Annotated in this window: 19 protein-coding genes; 7 read left to right on the top strand and 12 right to left on the bottom strand. The window is 62.9% G+C overall.

The genetic code is table 11. The features are described from left to right. Positions 1-15: 15 nt before the first annotated feature. Entirely contained in the window at positions 16-1680 is a 1665-nt protein-coding gene (locus FGKAn22_RS09765) for a glutamine--tRNA ligase/YqeY domain fusion protein (protein WP_212785457.1), read from the bottom strand. A 175-nt stretch (positions 1681-1855) separates the two neighbouring features. Here FGKAn22_RS09765 and FGKAn22_RS09770 point away from each other — a divergent pair, with 175 nt between their 5' ends. The 5 genes from FGKAn22_RS09770 (at position 1856) to FGKAn22_RS09790 (ending at position 5928) form a co-directional block, all read left to right on the top strand. Next, positions 1856-2899 (top strand): L,D-transpeptidase Cds6 family protein, encoded by a 1044-nt coding sequence (locus FGKAn22_RS09770; RefSeq protein ID WP_246487383.1) that lies wholly within the window; start codon positions 1856-1858, stop codon positions 2897-2899. Position 2900: 1 nt separating this feature from the next. Beyond that, on the top strand, positions 2901-4070 hold the full coding sequence (locus FGKAn22_RS09775; protein ID WP_212785458.1) for a L,D-transpeptidase family protein: 1170 nt from the start codon (positions 2901-2903) through the stop codon (positions 4068-4070). 89 nt (positions 4071-4159) lie between these two features. Beyond that, the gene (locus tag FGKAn22_RS09780; protein WP_246487497.1) at positions 4160-4648 is read left to right on the top strand and encodes a peptidylprolyl isomerase; all 489 of its coding nucleotides are present in this window, start codon (positions 4160-4162) and stop codon (positions 4646-4648) included. A gap of 79 nt (positions 4649-4727) precedes the next feature. After that, positions 4728-5459, top strand: a complete 732-nt coding sequence (locus FGKAn22_RS09785; RefSeq protein WP_212785460.1) for a UDP-2,3-diacylglucosamine diphosphatase — start codon at positions 4728-4730, stop codon at positions 5457-5459. A gap of 94 nt (positions 5460-5553) precedes the next feature. Next, on the top strand, positions 5554-5928 hold the full coding sequence (locus FGKAn22_RS09790) for a Rossmann-fold NAD(P)-binding domain-containing protein (RefSeq protein WP_212785461.1): 375 nt from the start codon (positions 5554-5556) through the stop codon (positions 5926-5928). Between the two features lie 44 nt (positions 5929-5972). On the opposite strand, the gene tpx is transcribed toward FGKAn22_RS09790, so the two are convergent. From tpx to ribBA, 7 genes are all read right to left on the bottom strand, one after another. After that, complete coding sequence (gene tpx / locus FGKAn22_RS09795; protein ID WP_212785462.1) at positions 5973-6491, bottom strand: thiol peroxidase; 519 nt, start codon at positions 6489-6491, stop codon at positions 5973-5975. A gap of 78 nt (positions 6492-6569) precedes the next feature. After that, a complete protein-coding gene (locus FGKAn22_RS09800; protein ID WP_246487384.1) occupies positions 6570-7256 on the bottom strand; it encodes a thermonuclease family protein in 687 nt (228 codons plus the stop codon). Then, positions 7253-7756 (bottom strand): phosphatidylglycerophosphatase A family protein, encoded by a 504-nt coding sequence (locus FGKAn22_RS09805; RefSeq protein WP_212785463.1) that lies wholly within the window; start codon positions 7754-7756, stop codon positions 7253-7255. Before FGKAn22_RS09805 ends, FGKAn22_RS09800 begins: the two co-directional genes overlap by 4 nt. Next, positions 7740-8681, bottom strand: coding sequence for a thiamine-phosphate kinase (thiL, locus tag FGKAn22_RS09810; protein ID WP_212785464.1), 942 nt, complete (start codon positions 8679-8681; stop codon positions 7740-7742). Before thiL ends, FGKAn22_RS09805 begins: the two co-directional genes overlap by 17 nt. Before the next feature lie 9 nt (positions 8682-8690). Beyond that, on the bottom strand, positions 8691-9155 hold the full coding sequence (nusB, locus tag FGKAn22_RS09815) for a transcription antitermination factor NusB (RefSeq protein ID WP_212785465.1): 465 nt from the start codon (positions 9153-9155) through the stop codon (positions 8691-8693). Beyond that, positions 9152-9604: a 6,7-dimethyl-8-ribityllumazine synthase gene (gene ribH / locus FGKAn22_RS09820; RefSeq protein WP_212785466.1), complete on the bottom strand. Its 453-nt coding sequence runs from the start codon at positions 9602-9604 to the stop codon at positions 9152-9154. Before ribH ends, nusB begins: the two co-directional genes overlap by 4 nt. After that, entirely contained in the window at positions 9601-10701 is a 1101-nt protein-coding gene (gene ribBA / locus FGKAn22_RS09825) for a bifunctional 3,4-dihydroxy-2-butanone-4-phosphate synthase/GTP cyclohydrolase II (RefSeq protein WP_212785467.1), read from the bottom strand. The genes ribH and ribBA overlap by 4 nt, the downstream gene beginning before the upstream one ends. Before the next feature lie 109 nt (positions 10702-10810). Between ribBA and FGKAn22_RS09830 the strand changes: the two genes are divergently transcribed. Beyond that, positions 10811-11098, top strand: coding sequence for a DUF3175 domain-containing protein (locus tag FGKAn22_RS09830; protein WP_212785468.1), 288 nt, complete (start codon positions 10811-10813; stop codon positions 11096-11098). Positions 11099-11183: 85 nt separating this feature from the next. Then, positions 11184-11723, top strand: coding sequence for a hypothetical protein (locus FGKAn22_RS09835; RefSeq protein WP_212785469.1), 540 nt, complete (start codon positions 11184-11186; stop codon positions 11721-11723). 421 nt (positions 11724-12144) lie between these two features. Here FGKAn22_RS09835 and FGKAn22_RS09840 read toward each other — a convergent pair whose 3' ends face one another. The 4 genes from FGKAn22_RS09840 to glyA all read right to left on the bottom strand — a co-directional run bounded on the left by FGKAn22_RS09840 (position 12145) and on the right by glyA (position 15639). Continuing rightward, positions 12145-12741, bottom strand: a complete 597-nt coding sequence (locus FGKAn22_RS09840; protein WP_212785470.1) for a riboflavin synthase — start codon at positions 12739-12741, stop codon at positions 12145-12147. Next, positions 12734-13834 (bottom strand): bifunctional diaminohydroxyphosphoribosylaminopyrimidine deaminase/5-amino-6-(5-phosphoribosylamino)uracil reductase RibD, encoded by a 1101-nt coding sequence (gene ribD, locus FGKAn22_RS09845; RefSeq protein ID WP_212785471.1) that lies wholly within the window; start codon positions 13832-13834, stop codon positions 12734-12736. The genes FGKAn22_RS09840 and ribD overlap by 8 nt, the downstream gene beginning before the upstream one ends. A gap of 2 nt (positions 13835-13836) precedes the next feature. Further along, a complete protein-coding gene (gene nrdR, locus FGKAn22_RS09850; RefSeq protein ID WP_212785472.1) occupies positions 13837-14310 on the bottom strand; it encodes a transcriptional regulator NrdR in 474 nt (157 codons plus the stop codon). Between the two features lie 81 nt (positions 14311-14391). Beyond that, positions 14392-15639, bottom strand: a complete 1248-nt coding sequence (glyA, locus tag FGKAn22_RS09855; protein WP_212785473.1) for a serine hydroxymethyltransferase — start codon at positions 15637-15639, stop codon at positions 14392-14394. Positions 15640-15889: the final 250 nt, after the last annotated feature.

A 15889-nucleotide genomic window follows, 5' to 3' on the forward strand; every position in this document is an offset into this window, starting at 1 on the left:
TGTCAAGGTAGTGCGTTAGCCCTGCTCCTTCGCCCATGAATCCTTCAGCGTCACGGTGCGGTTGAACACCAGCTTCTCGCCGGGTCGGTGATCTCGGCGGTCGGTGCAGAAATAACCCAGGCGCTCGAACTGGTAGCGCGTCTCGGGTGCCGCGTCCTTCACGCAGGCCTCCACCCAGCCCTGCACCACGGTCAACGATGCCGGATTGAGGTGTGTGCAGAAATCCACTTCTCTATCCGCATCTGGCTCCGGCACGGTGAACAATCGGTCATACAGGCGGATCTCAACGGGCAGCGCGTGCAAACTGGAAAGGAAGTGGATCACGCCCTTGACCTTGCGACCTTCCGGGTTCTTGCCCAGCGTGTCGTGGTCGATGCTGCACTTGAGTTCGATCACCTTGCCCGTCGCGTCCTTCACCGCTTCGTCGCAGCGCATCACGTAGCTGTGGCGCAGGCGGATCTCGCCGCCGAGGGTGAGGCGCTTCCAGCCTGCCGGCGGCACTTCGGCGAAGTCGTCGGCTTCGATGAACAGTTCCCTGGAGAACGGCACGACGCGCTTGCCCAGCTCGGGCTGGTTCGGATGGAAGTCGGCTTCGCGCGTCTGCGCGCCGTCGGCGTTGGTGATGGTCACCTTGAGCGGGTTGATGATGGCCATCACGCGCGGTGCGCGCAGTTCCAGGTCTTCGCGGATCGCGCCTTCCATCACCGCCATGTCCACGCTGTTCTCGCCCTTGGACACGCCGATGCGCTTGGCGAATTCGCGGATGCCTTCCGGCGTATAGCCGCGACGGCGCATGCCGGAAACCGTGGGCATGCGCGGATCGTCCCAGCCGGAGACATGCTTCTCGTTCACCAGTTGCAGCAGCTTGCGCTTGCTGGTGATGGTGTAGTGCAGTTCCAGGCGCGAGAACTCGTACTGGCGCGGGTGGCAGGGGATGCTGATGTTGTCCAGCACCCAGTCGTACAGCGGACGGTGGTCCTCGAACTCCAGCGTGCAGATGGAATGGGTGATGCCTTCCAGTGCGTCGGAGATGCAGTGGGTGTAGTCGTACATCGGGTAGATGCACCACTTGTCGCCGGTGCGGATGTGGTGCGCGCGGCGGATGCGGTAGATGGCCGGGTCGCGCAGGTTCATGTTGGGCGAGGCCATGTCGATCTTGGCGCGCAGCACCATCGCGCCGTCGGCGAATTCGCCCGCCTTCATGCGTGCGAACAGGTCCAGGTTCTCGGCCACGCTGCGGTCGCGGCTCGGACTGTTCTTGCCCGGCTGGGTCAGCGTGCCGCGGTATTCGCGCATCTGCTCGGGAGTGAGGTCGTCCACATAGGCCAGGCCCTTGTTGATGAGCTCCACCGCGTAGTCGTACAGCGTATCGAAATAGTCCGATGCCCAGTGCACCTGGCCGTCCCACTGGAAGCCCAGCCAGTGCACATCTTCCTGGATGGACAGTGCGTATTCCTCACTCTCCTTCTCCGGGTTGGTGTCGTCGAAGCGCAGGTTGCACTTGCCGTGGTAGTCCTGTGCCAGCCCGAAGTTGAGGCAGATCGACTTGGCATGGCCGACGTGCAGGTAGCCGTTCGGCTCCGGCGGGAAACGGGTGACGATGCTCTGGTGCTTGCCGCTGGCCAGGTCGGCATCGATGATGCTGCGGATGAAATTGGAAACGGGTGGTGCGCTGCTCATGTTGTTATTCTCGGCTTCGGTATGGTTGGCGAAATACGTGGCGGATTTTACCCGAAAACACCGATAAAGCCCCCGCCCCGAAAGACATTAACTGTGAAAACACGCGGCCGATTTGGTAGAATCCGCCCCCAGTTCGGGCCGATTCCCCGCCCATATTCAGGATAACGACAATACGATGAACATGTTCAACCGTTTTAGCGAAACTCGTTTGGCTCGTTTCAACCCTTCTGTCGCCCTGCTTGCCAGCGCGCTGCTCTTGGGCGCCAGCCTCGCGGCGCATGCCGACAGCATCCAGGATGCCAACAAGCTGTTCAAGCAAGGCCAGCATGCCCAGGCGCTGGAGAAGGTGAACGGCTACCTCGCCGGCAAACCCAAGGACGCGCAGGCGCGGTTCCTGAAAGGCCTGATCCTGACCGAGCAGGGCAACACCACCGAGGCGATCAAGATCTTCGCGGCGCTGACCGAGGACTATCCCGAACTGCCAGAACCGTACAACAACCTCGCCGTGCTGTACGCCAGCAAGGGCCAGTACGACAAGGCCAAGCAGGCACTGGAGATGGCGATCCGCACCCATCCAAGCTACGCCACAGCCCACGAGAACCTGGGCGACATCTACGCCAAGATGGCGAGCCAGGCCTATGACCGCGCATTGCAGCTGGACCGCAGCAACACCGCGACTCAGACCAAGCTGTCGATGATCCAGGAACTGTTCGCCAACGGCACGCGCGGCAAACGCCCGGCGCCTGCACCGGTAGCGTCGACCCCCAGCGCCGTGGCGACCAAGCCCGAGCCGGCCGCACCAGCCGTCGTGGCGTCGGCACCGGCCGCCGCCAAGCCCGCGCCGATCGAAAAGAACCCCGAATCCGCCCCTGCGGCGAACAGCGACAAGGATGTGATGAAGACCGTCAACGCCTGGGCCGCCGCCTGGTCCTCGCAGAACGTGAAGAAGTACCTGTCGTTCTACGCCGACGATTTCAAGACGCCAGACGGCGAAAGCCGCTCGGCCTGGGAAGCTGCACGCGAAGAGCGCATCGGCAAGCCCAAGTCCATCCGCATCGGCATCAGCGATGCGAGCGTCAGCTTCAGCAACGGCAATCATGCCACCGTGAAGTTCCGTCAGTCCTACCGCGCCACCCACATGAAGACCTCCAGCACCAAGACGCTGCTAATGGTGAAATCGGGCGGCAAGTGGCTGATCCAGGAAGAGCGCGCCAAATAACATGTTGCGTCCGGCACTGGCCTCTTCGTTGCTGTGCGCCCTGCTGACGGGCGTGGCGCATGCCGCGCCCGATTCGCGCAGCACCGAGGCGCAGCTGGCGAAGAGCCTGCAGGCCATCCAGAACAACCATCTCGACGTCGCGCTCAACGAAGTCGACTCGCTGCTCAAATCCAACCCGAAATTCAAGCTGGCACACCTGGTCAAGGGCGACCTGCTGATGGCCCGCGCCGGCGCGATCAACAGTTTCGGCAGCGCCGCCAACGCCCCGCGCGACAAGATCGACGACCTGCGCGATGAAGCGCGCGTGCGCCTGCAGCGCGCCCTGTCGCAGCCCGACAGCAAGCTCGCTCCCAGCTTCCTGTGGAAGATGGATAGCGAACAGAAATATGCTCTGGTGGTGGATACCAGCCGCTCCACGCTGTTCGTCTATGAAAACGTGAATGGCGAACCGCGCTATGTGACCGATTTCTACGTCACCATCGGCAAACTTGGCAGCGAGAAGTATTCCGAGGGCGACCAGCGCACGCCCATCGGCGTGTATTTCGTCAAATCCGAGCTGCCCAGGAAATCGCTTGCCGACCTGTACGGCAACGGCGCGTATCCGCTCAGCTACCCGAACGAATGGGACCGCAGGAACAATCGCACCGGCAGCGGCATCTGGCTGCACGGCACGCCTTCCGACACCTACAGCCGCCCGCCGCGTGCCAGCAACGGCTGCGTTGTGCTGGCTAACGACGACCTCGACAAGCTCGCCCCCTACCTGCAGGTGGGCATCACGCCGGTGATCATCGCCAACCGCGTGGACTGGCTCGACGAGAACGACCGCGGCAAACGCGAGGAACTGCTGCAGACCATCGAACGCTGGCGCAAGGACTGGTCCAGCCTGGACACCAATGCCTACCTCAAACATTATTCGCGCAGCTTCTCCAGCGAGAGCGCGAATTACGCCGCATGGGCGAAACAGAAACAACAGGTGAACAGCGCGAAGTCGTGGATCAAGGTGGGCCTGTCGAACATCAGCGTGTTCACCTATCCCGATCAGCCCGACATGGCCGTGGTCAACTTCGAGCAGGACTACAGTAGCAGCAACCTGTCCAACCGCATGAAGAAACGCCAGTACTGGATCAAACAGAATAACCGTTGGCAGATCGTCTACGAGGGCTCGGCATGAACCTGAAGAAACTGATTACCGCATTGTTCGCGCTGCTGTTGTGCTGCGCGATGCAACCTTCCTATTCATCAACTCAAGGCAAGAAAACCATGGTCAAACTGCACACCAACCTCGGCACCATCACCCTGCAACTGGATGCCGAAAAAGCCCCGCTCAGCGTCAAGAACTTCCTCGAATACGTGAACAGCGGCTTCTACGACGGCACCATCTTCCACCGCGTGATGGACAACTTCATGATTCAGGGCGGCGGTTTCGAGCCCGGCATGAAGCAGAAGCCGACCAACGCGCCGGTCAAGAACGAAGCGGCCAACGGCCTGAAGAACGAGAACTACACCATCGCCATGGCGCGCACCAGCGACCCGCATTCCGCCACCGCGCAGTTCTTCATCAACGTGCGCAACAACGACTTCCTCGACTATCCCGGCCAGGACGGCTGGGGCTATGCCGTGTTCGGCAAGGTGGTCGAGGGCAAGGAAGTCGTGGACGCGATCAAGAAGGTCAAGACCGGCAACAGCGGCTTCCACCAGAACGTGCCGAAGGAAGACGTCGTCATCACCAAGGCTGAAGTAGTCCAGTAAGGATTCGGGATACGGGATACAGGATTCAGGGGCACTGCCCGATTTCCCGAATCCTGTATCCTGATCCCGTATCCTGAACATGCCCCACTCCCTGTTCATCTCCGACCTGCATCTCGGTGCAGACCAGCCGCAAAGCATGGCGGTGTTCCGGCGTTTCGCCTCCGGCATCGCGCCGCAGGCGGAGGCGCTGTACATCCTCGGCGACCTGTTCGAATACTGGGCGGGAGACGACGACCTGCATGACCCGTTCCACCAGCAGGTGATCGCCGCCCTGCGCGGCATCGCGGAACGCGGCACCAAGGTATTTCTTATGCACGGCAACCGCGACCTGCTGATGGGGCAGGCACTGGCGCAGGCTTGCCACGCCACGCTGCTGGGCGACCCGGCACTGATCGACCTGTATGGCACCCCCACGCTGCTCAGCCACGGCGACACGCTATGCACCAGCGATACCGAATACCAGCGCTACCGCGCGCAGGTGCACGATGCCGATTTCCAGCGCCAGTTCCTCGCCCGGCCGCTGGCCGAACGCAAGGCCTACATCGAGCAGTTGCGTGCGCACAGCAAGGCCGAGAAGCAACATAAGGCCAGCGCGATCATGGACGTGAATATCGATGCCGTCGCCGCCCTGCTGCGCGAGTACCGCTACCCGCGCCTGATCCACGGCCACACCCATCGCCCCAATCGGCACGAACACATCGTGGACGGACACCGCTGCGAACGCTGGGTGCTGGCCGACTGGCACCGGGAAGGCTCGGCGTTGCACTGTGACGCGAACGGCTGCCGTTCCCTGGATATCCTGCCGGAGTAAACCACCCGGGCCGCTATTCCCCCACTCACCGAATGGGCGCTATACTGCTCCGCGTTCCATCCGGAACGCAGCATTCAATTACAAGGGAGAGATCATGGGGAAACAGAATATTGCACTGGTGGGTCTGGGCAGGATCGGTTCGGCTTTTCTGCGTGAAATATCCGGCAAACAGGAGAGGCTGAACCTGCTGTTCGCCGCCGAACCGTCCAATACGCCGGGCAAGGCCCAGGCGATCGCCGCCGGCATCCCGATGGCCACATTGGAAGAGATCGCGGCCGCCGGTAACAAGGTGGACATCATCTTCGACCTGACCGGCAATCCCGACGTGCGCAAACAGCTGCGCGAACAGCTCGCCGCGCACAAGAACCAGCACACCGTGATCGCCCCAGAATCGGTGGCACGCCTGATCTGGTCCTTGATCAGCAGCGAGGCGCTGCCCGTCATCGAAGGGCGCATCACCGGCTACTGAGGCCTGTCTCCAGAGCAAGGGGCATTATGGCCCTTGCTCACCCGTCATTTCAAAACGGCCAGTGCTGCATCGTAATTCGGCTCGTGGGTGATCTCGCTCACCAGCTCGGCATGCAGCACGCGGTCGTTCTCATCCAGCACCACCACCGCGCGTGCGGCCAGCCCACTCATCGGAGTATCAGCGATCTGCACACCGTAGTCGTGCAGGAATTCGCGTCCGCGCATCAGCGACAGCGTGACGATGTTCTGCAATCCCTCGGCGGAACAGAAACGGCTCGATGCGAACGGCAGGTCTGCGGAGATCACCAGCACCACGGTGTTGCGCAGCCCGGTCGCGGCCTGATTGAATTTGCGCGCGGTGATGGAGCACGGGGAAGTGTCGAGGCTGGGCACGATGTCCAGCACCTTGCGCTTGCCCGCAAAGTCCTTCAGCGAAACATCCTTCAGGTCCTTGTCCACCAGCAAGAACGCGGGCGCGACCTGTCCGACCTTGGGAAAACTGCCGCGCACCGTGACCGGCGCGCCCTTGAGGGTGACTGAGGCATCGTTTGAAACCTGGTTCATGTCGGCTCCTTTCGGAAGTGCATTGAAAGAACCGGGATGGTGCGTCACCGCATGAGATGCGGCAATACGGTCTGCACCCTATGGGGCTTTGCCCTGTGGCGCGCACAACTGCTCACAGGGCAGTCCGTCGCCATCGCCGTCGAGCAGCTTGCCGCCGCAGCGATTCAGGTAATAGCGTGCTTCCTCGCAGGAAGTCATCTGGGAACAGCGCTTCTTGCTGGCGCAGACCGGATCCGCAGTCGGCGCATCAACCGCCGCACTGGTGCCAACATGAGGGGACGGTTCGGATAGTGTAGAAGGATGCAGCTTGCGCCACTCCCAGGGCGGCATCGGGTCGCTCAGCGCCCAGAGGCCGCGCGGTTCCCGCCTGGCCTCTTCCTGCAAAGCCAGCATCGCGCGATCGTTGTGGAAGCGGGAGTACTCCCACGCCATGCCGCGGCGGATCTGCTCGGCATTCACGTCCAGCCCGTCCACGCTGAGATGCGCGACCATGCGCCCGTACTGGTCGACCGCCTCGCTGGCCACCTTGACCTGCTTGCCCAGCACCATGTCGGCCAGCGAACGCCGTGACGTATCGCCCAAGGTCTGCGCCTTTTCCGGTGCATCGATACCGGCCAGGCGGATCTTCTTCAGGCCGTTCGCGCGCTTGACGAGAACGGTATCGCCATCCAGCACGGCGATCACCTTGGCAACGAACTCCGCTCCCTGTGCCACGCCGCCAGCAAGCAGCAGCGAGATAAGCAAGAGGGAGCGGATGAGCATCATGGCAGCAAGCTCTTGATGACCGCCATGCACAGCAGCGTGTATCCGGCGGCGAGCAGGTCGTCGAACATCACCCCCAGGCCGCCGTGCCAGGTGCTGTCGAAATAACGTATCGGCGGCGGTTTGACGATGTCGAAGAAACGGAACAGCGCGAAGGCCAGCAGCGACCATTCCCAGCCCGGCGGCGTGAAGAACAGCACGATCAGGAAGGCGACCACCTCGTCCCACACAATGCCGCCGTAGTCGGCCACGCCCAGCGCCCTGCCGGTGATGTCGCACACCCACACGCCGATGGCGAACGCCCATACCAGCGCGAGGATGAACATCGCGTCCGACAGGCGGGGTGCCAGGAACCAGTACATGGGGAAGGCGACCAGCGTGCCGAAGGTGCCCGGCGCCTTGCGTGCAAGGCCGCTGCCGAAGCCGAACGACAGCAGGTGCGCCGGATGGCTGAACAGGAAGCGCCAGCTCGGCTTGACGAGCAGATCAGCGGAAATGGTCATAACCCTCGACCTCGATATCGATCGGATGTCCGTGCGTATCGTGCACGATGCATCCCCGGCCTGCAACGATTTCCCCGATGCGGGTCAGCGGCAGACCGAGCTGCGCGGCAATGCGCTTGACCTCGGCGCGGCGCGCGGCGGGTGCGGTGAAACACAACTCGTAATCGTCGCCGCCGCACAGGGCCAGCTTCTGCTGAAAACGGCCGCGCAGCCAAGGCGAGACCGGCAAGGCATCGAACTCGATCTCCGCACCGACGTTCGAGCGTTCGAGGATGTGACCGAGATCGGCGAGCAGGCCGTCGGAAACGTCGATCGCGCTGCTGGCAATGCCGCGCAGTGCCAAGCCCAGTGCCACGCGCGGGTGCGGCTGGTGCAGGCGCGCTGCACAGGCAGCGAGCTCTGCCTCGCCCAGCTTGATGCGCCCCAGCAGATGCGCCAGTGCCAGCGCCGCATCGCCCAGTTCGCCGGAGACCCAGATGTCGTCTCCGGCCTTTGCACCGTCGCGGCGCAGCGCCTGCTGCGCGGGAACTTCGCCGAAGATGGTCACGCACAGGTTGAGCGGCCCGCGCGTGGTGTCGCCGCCGACCAGGTCGACGCCGTGCTGCTGCGCCAGCGCGAAGAAGCCCGCGCTGAACCGCTCCAGCCATGCCTCCTCCTCGCTCGGAATGGCGATGGCCAGCGTCGCCCAGCGCGGCACAGCACCCATCGCCGCGAGGTCGGACAGGTTCACCGCCAGCGTCTTGTGGCCCAGCAGGAAGGGATCGGCATCGGGGAAGAAGTGCGTGCCGCACACCAGCATGTCGGTGGAGACGGCCAGCACGTTGCCAGGGCTCACCTGCAGCAGCGCGGCATCGTCGCCCACGCCGAGCACCGCGCCGGGAGTGGCGCGGGTGAAGAAACGCCGGATCAGGTCAAATTCGGACATGCGTCCGCATCAGGTCTTGCTGCGCGCGGCGAACTCCACCGCGCGCACTTGCGGGGCGAGCTTGTCGAGCACGCCATTCACGTACTTGTGGCCATCGGTACCGCCGAAGGTCTTGGCCAGTTCGACCGCCTCGTTGATGACCACCTTGTAGGGAGTCTCGATGTGCTGCGACAGCTCGTATGCGCCCAGCAGCAGCACGGCGAATTCCACCGGGCTGAGATCGGCGAGCGGACGGTCGAGGTGCGGGGTCAGCAAGGCCTCGGTCTCGGCGTGCTGTGCCAGCGCGCCGCGCAGCAGTTTGGTGAACAGGCCCTTGTCGAACCGGCCCAGCGCCTTCGCCTCCAGCACTTGCTTCTCGATGTCGTGCGCATCGCTGCCCGACACGCGCCACTGGTAGATACCCTGCATCGCGAGCTCGCGCGCGCGGTGGCGCGGACTGACGGCCGCTGTCTTCTTCGCTTCCATTTCGCTCATCCTATGTCCCGCAGCAGGTTGACCATCTCGATGACGACCTGCGCCGCTTCGCCGCCCTTGGTGTGCATGCGCGCGATCGCCTGTTCGTCTGTGTCGGTGGTAAGGATCGCATTGGCGATCGGCACGCAGCTGGCGAGCTGCACGTCGCCCACGCCGCGCGCGGACTCGTTCGAAACCACTTCGAAGTGGTAAGTGTCGCCACGGATCACCGCGCCGAGTGCGACCAGCCCGTCGAAGTTGCCGCTCTCCGCCATGCGCAGCAGCACCAGCGGGATCTCCAGCGCGCCGGGCACGGTCGCCAGCGTGATGTCGTCTTCGGCCACGCCGTGCTGCACCAGTTGCGCACGGCAAGCGCCCAGCAGGCCCTCGCACACTTCGCTGTTGAAGCGGCTCTGCACGATGCCGATGCGCATGCTCTTGCCGCTCAGATTCTTTTCCAGTTCTTTCATTGCTTTTCCTTGTTGTGACAGTAACGCACCACTTCCAGCCCGAAGCCGGTCATGCTCGGCAGCTTGCGCGGGGTGGCGATGAGGCACATCTTGCCGACGTTGAGGTCGCGCAGGATCTGCGCGCCGATGCCGTAATTGCGCGGGTCCCACTGCGCGTGCTGCGCCTCGGGTTGGGCGGCAGCGCGCGCCAGCAGGTCCTGCGAAGTCTCGGCGTGGTGCATCAGCACCAGCACACCGGCCGGCGCCGCGGCGATACGGGTCAGCGCGTCGTGCACGCTGGTCGATTGCGGGTAACTGGCCTGCTCGAGGAAGTCCATCACCGACAGCGGCTCGTGCACGCGCACCAGCGTCTCGTTCTGCGGCTGGATGTCGCCCTTCACCAGCGCCAGGTGCACGCGCTGCGTGGTCTTGTCGGTGTAGGTCACCAGGTCGAGTTCGCCGTAGGCGGTCTGCACCGTGCGGCGCGCCACGCGCTCGATCAGCGTCTCGTTCTGTATGCGGTATTCGATCAGGTCGGCGATGGTGCCGATCTTCAGGCCGTGCTCCTTCGCGAACGGGATCAGGTCGGGCAGGCGCGCCATCTCGCCGTCGTCCTTGAGGATCTCGCAGATCACCGAAGCGGGCGTCAGCCCCGCCAGCTGAGCCAGGTCGCAGCCCGCTTCGGTGTGCCCCGCGCGCACCAGCACGCCGCCACTCTTCGCGCGCAGCGGGAAGATGTGACCCGGCCGCACGATGTCGGCAGGCTTCGCATCCTTCGCCGCCGCCACCTGGATGGTGCGCGAACGGTCCGCCGCCGAGATGCCGGTGGTCACGCCCGTCGCCGCCTCGATGGACATGGTGAAGTTGGTCGCCAGCGGCAGGCCGTTCTCATTCACCATCAACGGCAGCTTGAGCTGGTCGCAATGCTCCCCGGTCAGCGTCAGGCAGATCAGCCCGCGCCCGAACTTCGCCATGAAATTGATCTTCTCAGGCGTGACGAACTCGGCCGCGAACACCAGGTCGCCCTCGTTCTCGCGGTCCTCCTCGTCCACCAGCACCACCATGCGCCCGGCGCGCATTTCGGCGATGATGTCCTGTATCGGTGCAACGTCTGTCATGCAAAACCTCTGAAAAGGCGGGCCGCGCAGGATGCGCGGCCGCCGAAGATGTGCAATTCTACCATTTCGGCACGGCTCCCCGCTTGCCCTGTACGGAGGATCGAAGGGAATGGCACGGCAAATCGCACCCCGCTACTGGTCCGCGAAGGTGACGCAAGAAAGCTTCGCGCTCGGCCTGGAGGAAGGCGTCTTCACCTGGCACGACCCGAAACGCATCGCGGAATCGCTCAAGCGCTCGGCGGAAGCGAGCACCCGCCGCAAAGCCCCGCCCTTCCGCTCCGCCATGTCCATGCTGGTGTTCTACATCAACCGCGCGGGCAGAAACCTCGACGAAAACCAGAAGCGCGTCCTCGAACAGGCAAAGGACGAGTTGCGCGCGCTGTACGGCAAGGGCTGAAAATGCATAGATATTCCAGCATATTGTTTTCGGCGTGAAGGTCGGCTAGGGTTGCGGGCGGTTAAATCAGTCAGCAACAAAAGCCGTGTTTGATTTGCGGCTCGCCGCATTTATCCGACCGGCTTGCAATGGAAACAGGGAGATAGAAAACAATGCGCCAGCTTATATGGCAGTTCGTTCCAGAATATATGGCATTTTTGCCATCTACTTTACGTTGAACCTCAACGCCACTACATCGCTGAACATGACTACCGAGATAAAGCACCCGACCAAGGAGCAGCAGCACAAAGACTATATCGAAGGTCTGAAGATCTACTATGACTTCTTCAAACACCTGACAACTCTTTCAACAGCGTCCCTTCTGCTATTAGCCACTCTGCTTGAGAAGTTCTTCAAAGCGCCGTCCTGGACTGTTTTGATCGGCATTACTTTCTTCTGCTTCTTCGTCTCGTTGGTCAGCTCGGTTCTATCAATGGCCGCAGTTGGCTTGGCGATAGCCGATTCAGGCATGGTAGAAGATTCCCGCTTAAAGTTTTTATCATTGGGTGGTGTATGTGCCGTAGGCGGAATTCTCTGTGCCTTTGTTTTCCTAGTCCTCTTTTCGCTGAGGAATTTCTACTCATGAGGCCCAACCCATCCATCAAGCGGGACGCGCTAAAGCGCGCCCCTTATGTCAAACGTTAGCCACTCAGCATTGTGGTTAACGCATGGCGAGCGACAGCTCGCCATGCTGTTTTTGGGTTTTGCTTTCGTCCCCTGTGCGCCGCCTCGATCAGGCGCGAACGAGCGGTGGGGTTGGGCGAGCACTGTTTGAGCACGTGGCCGCGTAGCGGATCGTGCGAGTTGCGCAGCCCCGCTCGTTTGCGTCTGGTCGAGGGAACCGCGTAGCGGCGGCAAACCGGGGGCGCCTTCTTTGGGTTACCTTTCTTGGCAAGACAAGAAAGGTAACTTGCTGCCGGGCAACCCCCGGCGGTTTTGATTTTGTTTTTTGGTTTTGACTCGGGCGGGTTTGAAACCCGCCCCTACAAACATCCACCGCCCCCGGATTAATCCTGCTCCGCCGCCATCATCCTCTCGACATACCGCGCAATCAGGTCGATCTCCAGATTCACCTTCGCGCCCGCCTTCAGTTCGTTGAGCGTGGTGACCTCCAGCGTGTGCGGAATGAGGTTCACTTCGAATTCGCTGCCCGCGACACGGTTCACGGTGAGGCTCACGCCGTTGATGGTGATGGAGCCCTTCACCGCGATGTATTTCGCCAGCGCGTGCGGTGCGCGCACCACCAGCCGCCAGCTCTCGCCGATGTCGTTGAAGGCGACCACTTCGCCCACGCCGTCCACGTGACCGGTGACCAGGTGACCGCCCAGGCGGTCCGACAGGCGTAGCGCCTTTTCCAGGTTGACGTGTCCGCCCTGCTTGTCCAGCCCAACGGTGCAGTTCAGCGTCTCGCGCGACACGTCCACGGTGAAGGTATTGCCTTCCAGCTTCACCACGGTCAGGCACACGCCGTTCACGGCGATGCTGTCGCCGAGCTTCACGTCGTCCATGCCCAGCGCTTCGGTCGCCACGGAAAGGCGCAGGCCGCCTTCACGGTCCTCCGCGCGCTTGATGATGCCGACGTCGGCCACGATTCCACTAAACATTTTCTTTTCCTTTCACTCTCGCCACGATGCGCAGGTCCGCGCCCACTTGGCGCACGTCCTGCCATGTCAGATCGATGCGCTGTTCCAGCGCTGTCAATTCGCCCAGTTGCGCGATGCCGCGCGCGGCGTCGCCCAGCAGCTGCGGCGCGACGTACAGCAGCAGCTCGTCCACCAGCCCCGCGCGCAGCAGCGCGCCGTTCAGCGTGCTGCCGGCCTCCACCAGCACTTCGTTGATGCCGCGCTGCGCGAGGTCGCGCAGCATTGCGGGCAGATCCACCTGCCCGTCGCCGTCCGGCAACAGCTCCACCGCCGCGCCCGCTTGCCGCAACGCGGCGATCTTCGCCTCATCTTTCATGGCCGTGTAGATCAGCACATTCCCCTCTTCCAGGATGCGCGCCGACGGAGGCGTCTGCAGCTTGCTGTCCAGCACCACGCGCAGCGGCTGTCTGTCTGTTTCTATTTCGCGCACGTTGAGCTGCGGATCGTCCGCCAACACCGTGCCGACGCCGGCCAGCACCGCGCAGGAGCGCGCGCGCCAGTACTGTACGTCGCGCCGCGCCGCGGGGCCGGTGATCCACTGGCTGACGCCGTTGGCGAGCGCGGTGCGACCGTCGAGGCTCATGCCGGTCTTGCTCCTGACCCACGGCGTTCCGCGCGTCATGCGCGCGAAGAAGCCGATGTTGAGTTCGCGCGCCGCCGCTTCCATCAGGCCGCTCTCGACGGCGATGCCGGCATTGCGCAACTTCGCGATGCCTTCTCCGGCGACCTGGGGATTGGGGTCCTGCACCGCGACCACGACGCGCGAAACGCCGGCGGCGATCAGCGCATCGGCACAGGGCGGCGTGCGCCCGTGATGGCTGCAGGGCTCGAGGGTGACGTAGGCCGTCGAACCTCGCGCCGCCTCGCCGGCCTCGCGCAAGGCATGGACTTCGGCATGGGGCTGGCCCGCACGCTCGTGCCAGCCTTCCCCGACGACCTTGCCATCGCGCACCAGCACGCAGCCGACGCGGGGATTGGGACTGGTGGTGTAAAGGCCGCGCTCGGCCAGCCGCAGTGCCTGCGCCATCCACTCGCTGTCTTGCGGCGTCAGCATGGTCAGTTTTGTGGTTTGCGGCGCGGCGTCTTGCGTACCGCATTCACCGCGTCGGCGAAATCGTCCACGTCCTCGAAGCTCTTGTACACCGAAGCGAAGCGGATATAGGCCACCTTGTCGAGCTTGAGCAGCTCCTTCATCACCATCTCGCCGATCTGGCGCGAACCGATCTCTCGTTCGCCCAGCGCGAAGACTTTCTGCGTGACATGGTCGATGGCCGCATCGACCAGCTCGGTGGAAACCGGGCGCTTGTGCAGCGCCCGGTTGAAACTGGTGCGCAGCTTATCCTCGTCGAATTCGCTGCGCATACCGTTCTGCTTCACCACCTGCGGCATGCGCAACTCCACCGTCTCGTAGGTGGTGAAGCGCTTGTCGCAGGAAAGGCAACGGCGGCGGCGGCGGATGCTGTCGCCCTCCTCGCTTTCGCGGGTGTCCACCACTTGGGTGTTATCGCCTTTACAGAACGGGCATTTCATGGGATTAAGGATTCGGGATACAGGATTCAGGTACAACAGGGCTTTCCCCTGAATCCTGTCTCCTGTATCCCATATCCTGCATTAGGCTCCGTACACGGGGAACTGCGCCGTCAGCTTCTTCACCTCGCCCGCGACGCGCGCAATCACTGCCTCGTCGGTCGGTGCATCCAGCACGTCGGCGATCAGGTGAGCGAGCTTCTCGGCTTCGAGTTCCTTGAAGCCGCGGGTGGTCATCGCCGGGCTGCCGATGCGGATGCCGGAGGTCACGAACGGCTTCTGCGGGTCGTTCGGGATGGAGTTCTTGTTCACGGTGATGTGAGCCAGGCCCAGTGCCGCTTCGGCGTCCTTGCCGGTGATGTTCTTGGCCTGCAGGTCGACCAGGAACACGTGGCTGTCGGTGCGGCCGGAGACGATGCGCAGGCCGCGCTCTTGCAGCACCTTCGCCATCACTCGGGCGTTGTCCACCACTTGCATCTGGTATGCCTTGAATTCCTTGCTGGCCGCTTCCTTGAAGGCAACTGCCTTGCCGGCGATGACATGCATCAGCGGGCCGCCCTGGATGCCGGGGAAGATCGCCGAATTCAGCGCCTTCTCGTACTCGGCCTTGGCCAGGATGATGCCGCCGCGCGGACCGCGCAGGGTCTTGTGGGTGGTGGTGGTGACGAAGTCCGCGATGCCGACGGGGCTGGGGTACACGCCCGCAGCGACCAGACCGGCGTAGTGCGCCATGTCCACGAACAGGTATGCGCCCACGCTGTCGGCGATCTCACGGAAACGCTTCCAGTCGATCACCAGCGAGTAGGCGGAAGCGCCCGCCACGATCATCTTGGGCTTGTGCGCGGTGGCCAATGCCTGGACCTGGTCGTAGTCGATCTCTTCCTTGTCGTTCAGGCCGTACTGGACGGCGTTGTACAGCTTGCCGCTGGCATTGACCGACGCGCCGTGGGTCAGGTGACCGCCGTGCGCCAGGGACAGGCCGAGGATGGTGTCGCCGGGCTTGAGCACGGCCATGTACACGGCCTGGTTCGCCTGCGAGCCGGAGTTCGGCTGCACGTTGGCGTATTCCGCGCCGAACAGCGCCTTGGCGCGATCGATCGCCAGTTGCTCGACGATGTCCACATACTCGCAGCCGCCGTAATAGCGCTTGCCGGGATAGCCTTCGGCGTACTTGTTGGTCAGCTGGCTGCCCTGGGCTTCCATCACCGCCGGGCTGGTGTAGTTCTCCGAGGCGATCAGCTCGATGTGATCTTCCTGGCGGCGGTTCTCGTTCTGGATCGCGGCCCACAGGTCGGGATCAACGGTGGCGATGGTGTTTTTTCTCGAAAACATGGCGAATAGTCCTAAGAGTTAAAAATTGGGTTGGAAAGCTGTAAAGGCGCGGATTTTATCATGCCAAGCCAGGAAAACGCTGAACAAGCCGTTCGCCCTGAGCTTGTCGAAGGGCAAGCTCTGCCACCAATTGATCCGGAGACATCCTCCGTTCATGGTTCGACATAACCAACGACTTGGCTGGTGTTTCCTGGCAGCCTAGTCGGCTGGCTAGTAGTTTCACCAAGCTCACCACGAACGGAGGACTTGT

Origin of the sequence: Ferrigenium kumadai, assembly GCF_018324385.1 — a bacterium.
GTDB lineage: Bacteria > Pseudomonadota > Gammaproteobacteria > Burkholderiales > Gallionellaceae > Gallionella > Gallionella kumadai.

Coding starts and splice junctions, on each gene's coding strand:
- nusB (WP_212785465.1), bottom strand. CDS start 9,155: ATGAGCGAAATGGAAGCGAAGAAGACAGCGGCCGTCAGTCCGCGCCAC.
- FGKAn22_RS09770 (WP_246487383.1), top strand. CDS start 1,856: ATGAACATGTTCAACCGTTTTAGCGAAACTCGTTTGGCTCGTTTCAAC.
- FGKAn22_RS09785 (WP_212785460.1), top strand. CDS start 4,728: ATGCCCCACTCCCTGTTCATCTCCGACCTGCATCTCGGTGCAGACCAG.
- thiL (WP_212785464.1), bottom strand. CDS start 8,681: ATGTCCGAATTTGACCTGATCCGGCGTTTCTTCACCCGCGCCACTCCC.
- FGKAn22_RS09765 (WP_212785457.1), bottom strand. CDS start 1,680: ATGAGCAGCGCACCACCCGTTTCCAATTTCATCCGCAGCATCATCGAT.
- ribD (WP_212785471.1), bottom strand. CDS start 13,834: ATGCTGACGCCGCAAGACAGCGAGTGGATGGCGCAGGCACTGCGGCTG.
- FGKAn22_RS09830 (WP_212785468.1), top strand. CDS start 10,811: ATGGCACGGCAAATCGCACCCCGCTACTGGTCCGCGAAGGTGACGCAA.
- tpx (WP_212785462.1), bottom strand. CDS start 6,491: ATGAACCAGGTTTCAAACGATGCCTCAGTCACCCTCAAGGGCGCGCCG.
- nrdR (WP_212785472.1), bottom strand. CDS start 14,310: ATGAAATGCCCGTTCTGTAAAGGCGATAACACCCAAGTGGTGGACACC.
- ribBA (WP_212785467.1), bottom strand. CDS start 10,701: ATGACAGACGTTGCACCGATACAGGACATCATCGCCGAAATGCGCGCC.
- FGKAn22_RS09800 (WP_246487384.1), bottom strand. CDS start 7,256: ATGATGCTCATCCGCTCCCTCTTGCTTATCTCGCTGCTGCTTGCTGGC.
- glyA (WP_212785473.1), bottom strand. CDS start 15,639: ATGTTTTCGAGAAAAAACACCATCGCCACCGTTGATCCCGACCTGTGG.
- FGKAn22_RS09790 (WP_212785461.1), top strand. CDS start 5,554: ATGGGGAAACAGAATATTGCACTGGTGGGTCTGGGCAGGATCGGTTCG.
- FGKAn22_RS09775 (WP_212785458.1), top strand. CDS start 2,901: ATGTTGCGTCCGGCACTGGCCTCTTCGTTGCTGTGCGCCCTGCTGACG.
- FGKAn22_RS09780 (WP_246487497.1), top strand. CDS start 4,160: ATGGTCAAACTGCACACCAACCTCGGCACCATCACCCTGCAACTGGAT.
- FGKAn22_RS09805 (WP_212785463.1), bottom strand. CDS start 7,756: ATGACCATTTCCGCTGATCTGCTCGTCAAGCCGAGCTGGCGCTTCCTG.
- FGKAn22_RS09840 (WP_212785470.1), bottom strand. CDS start 12,741: ATGTTTAGTGGAATCGTGGCCGACGTCGGCATCATCAAGCGCGCGGAG.
- ribH (WP_212785466.1), bottom strand. CDS start 9,604: ATGAAAGAACTGGAAAAGAATCTGAGCGGCAAGAGCATGCGCATCGGC.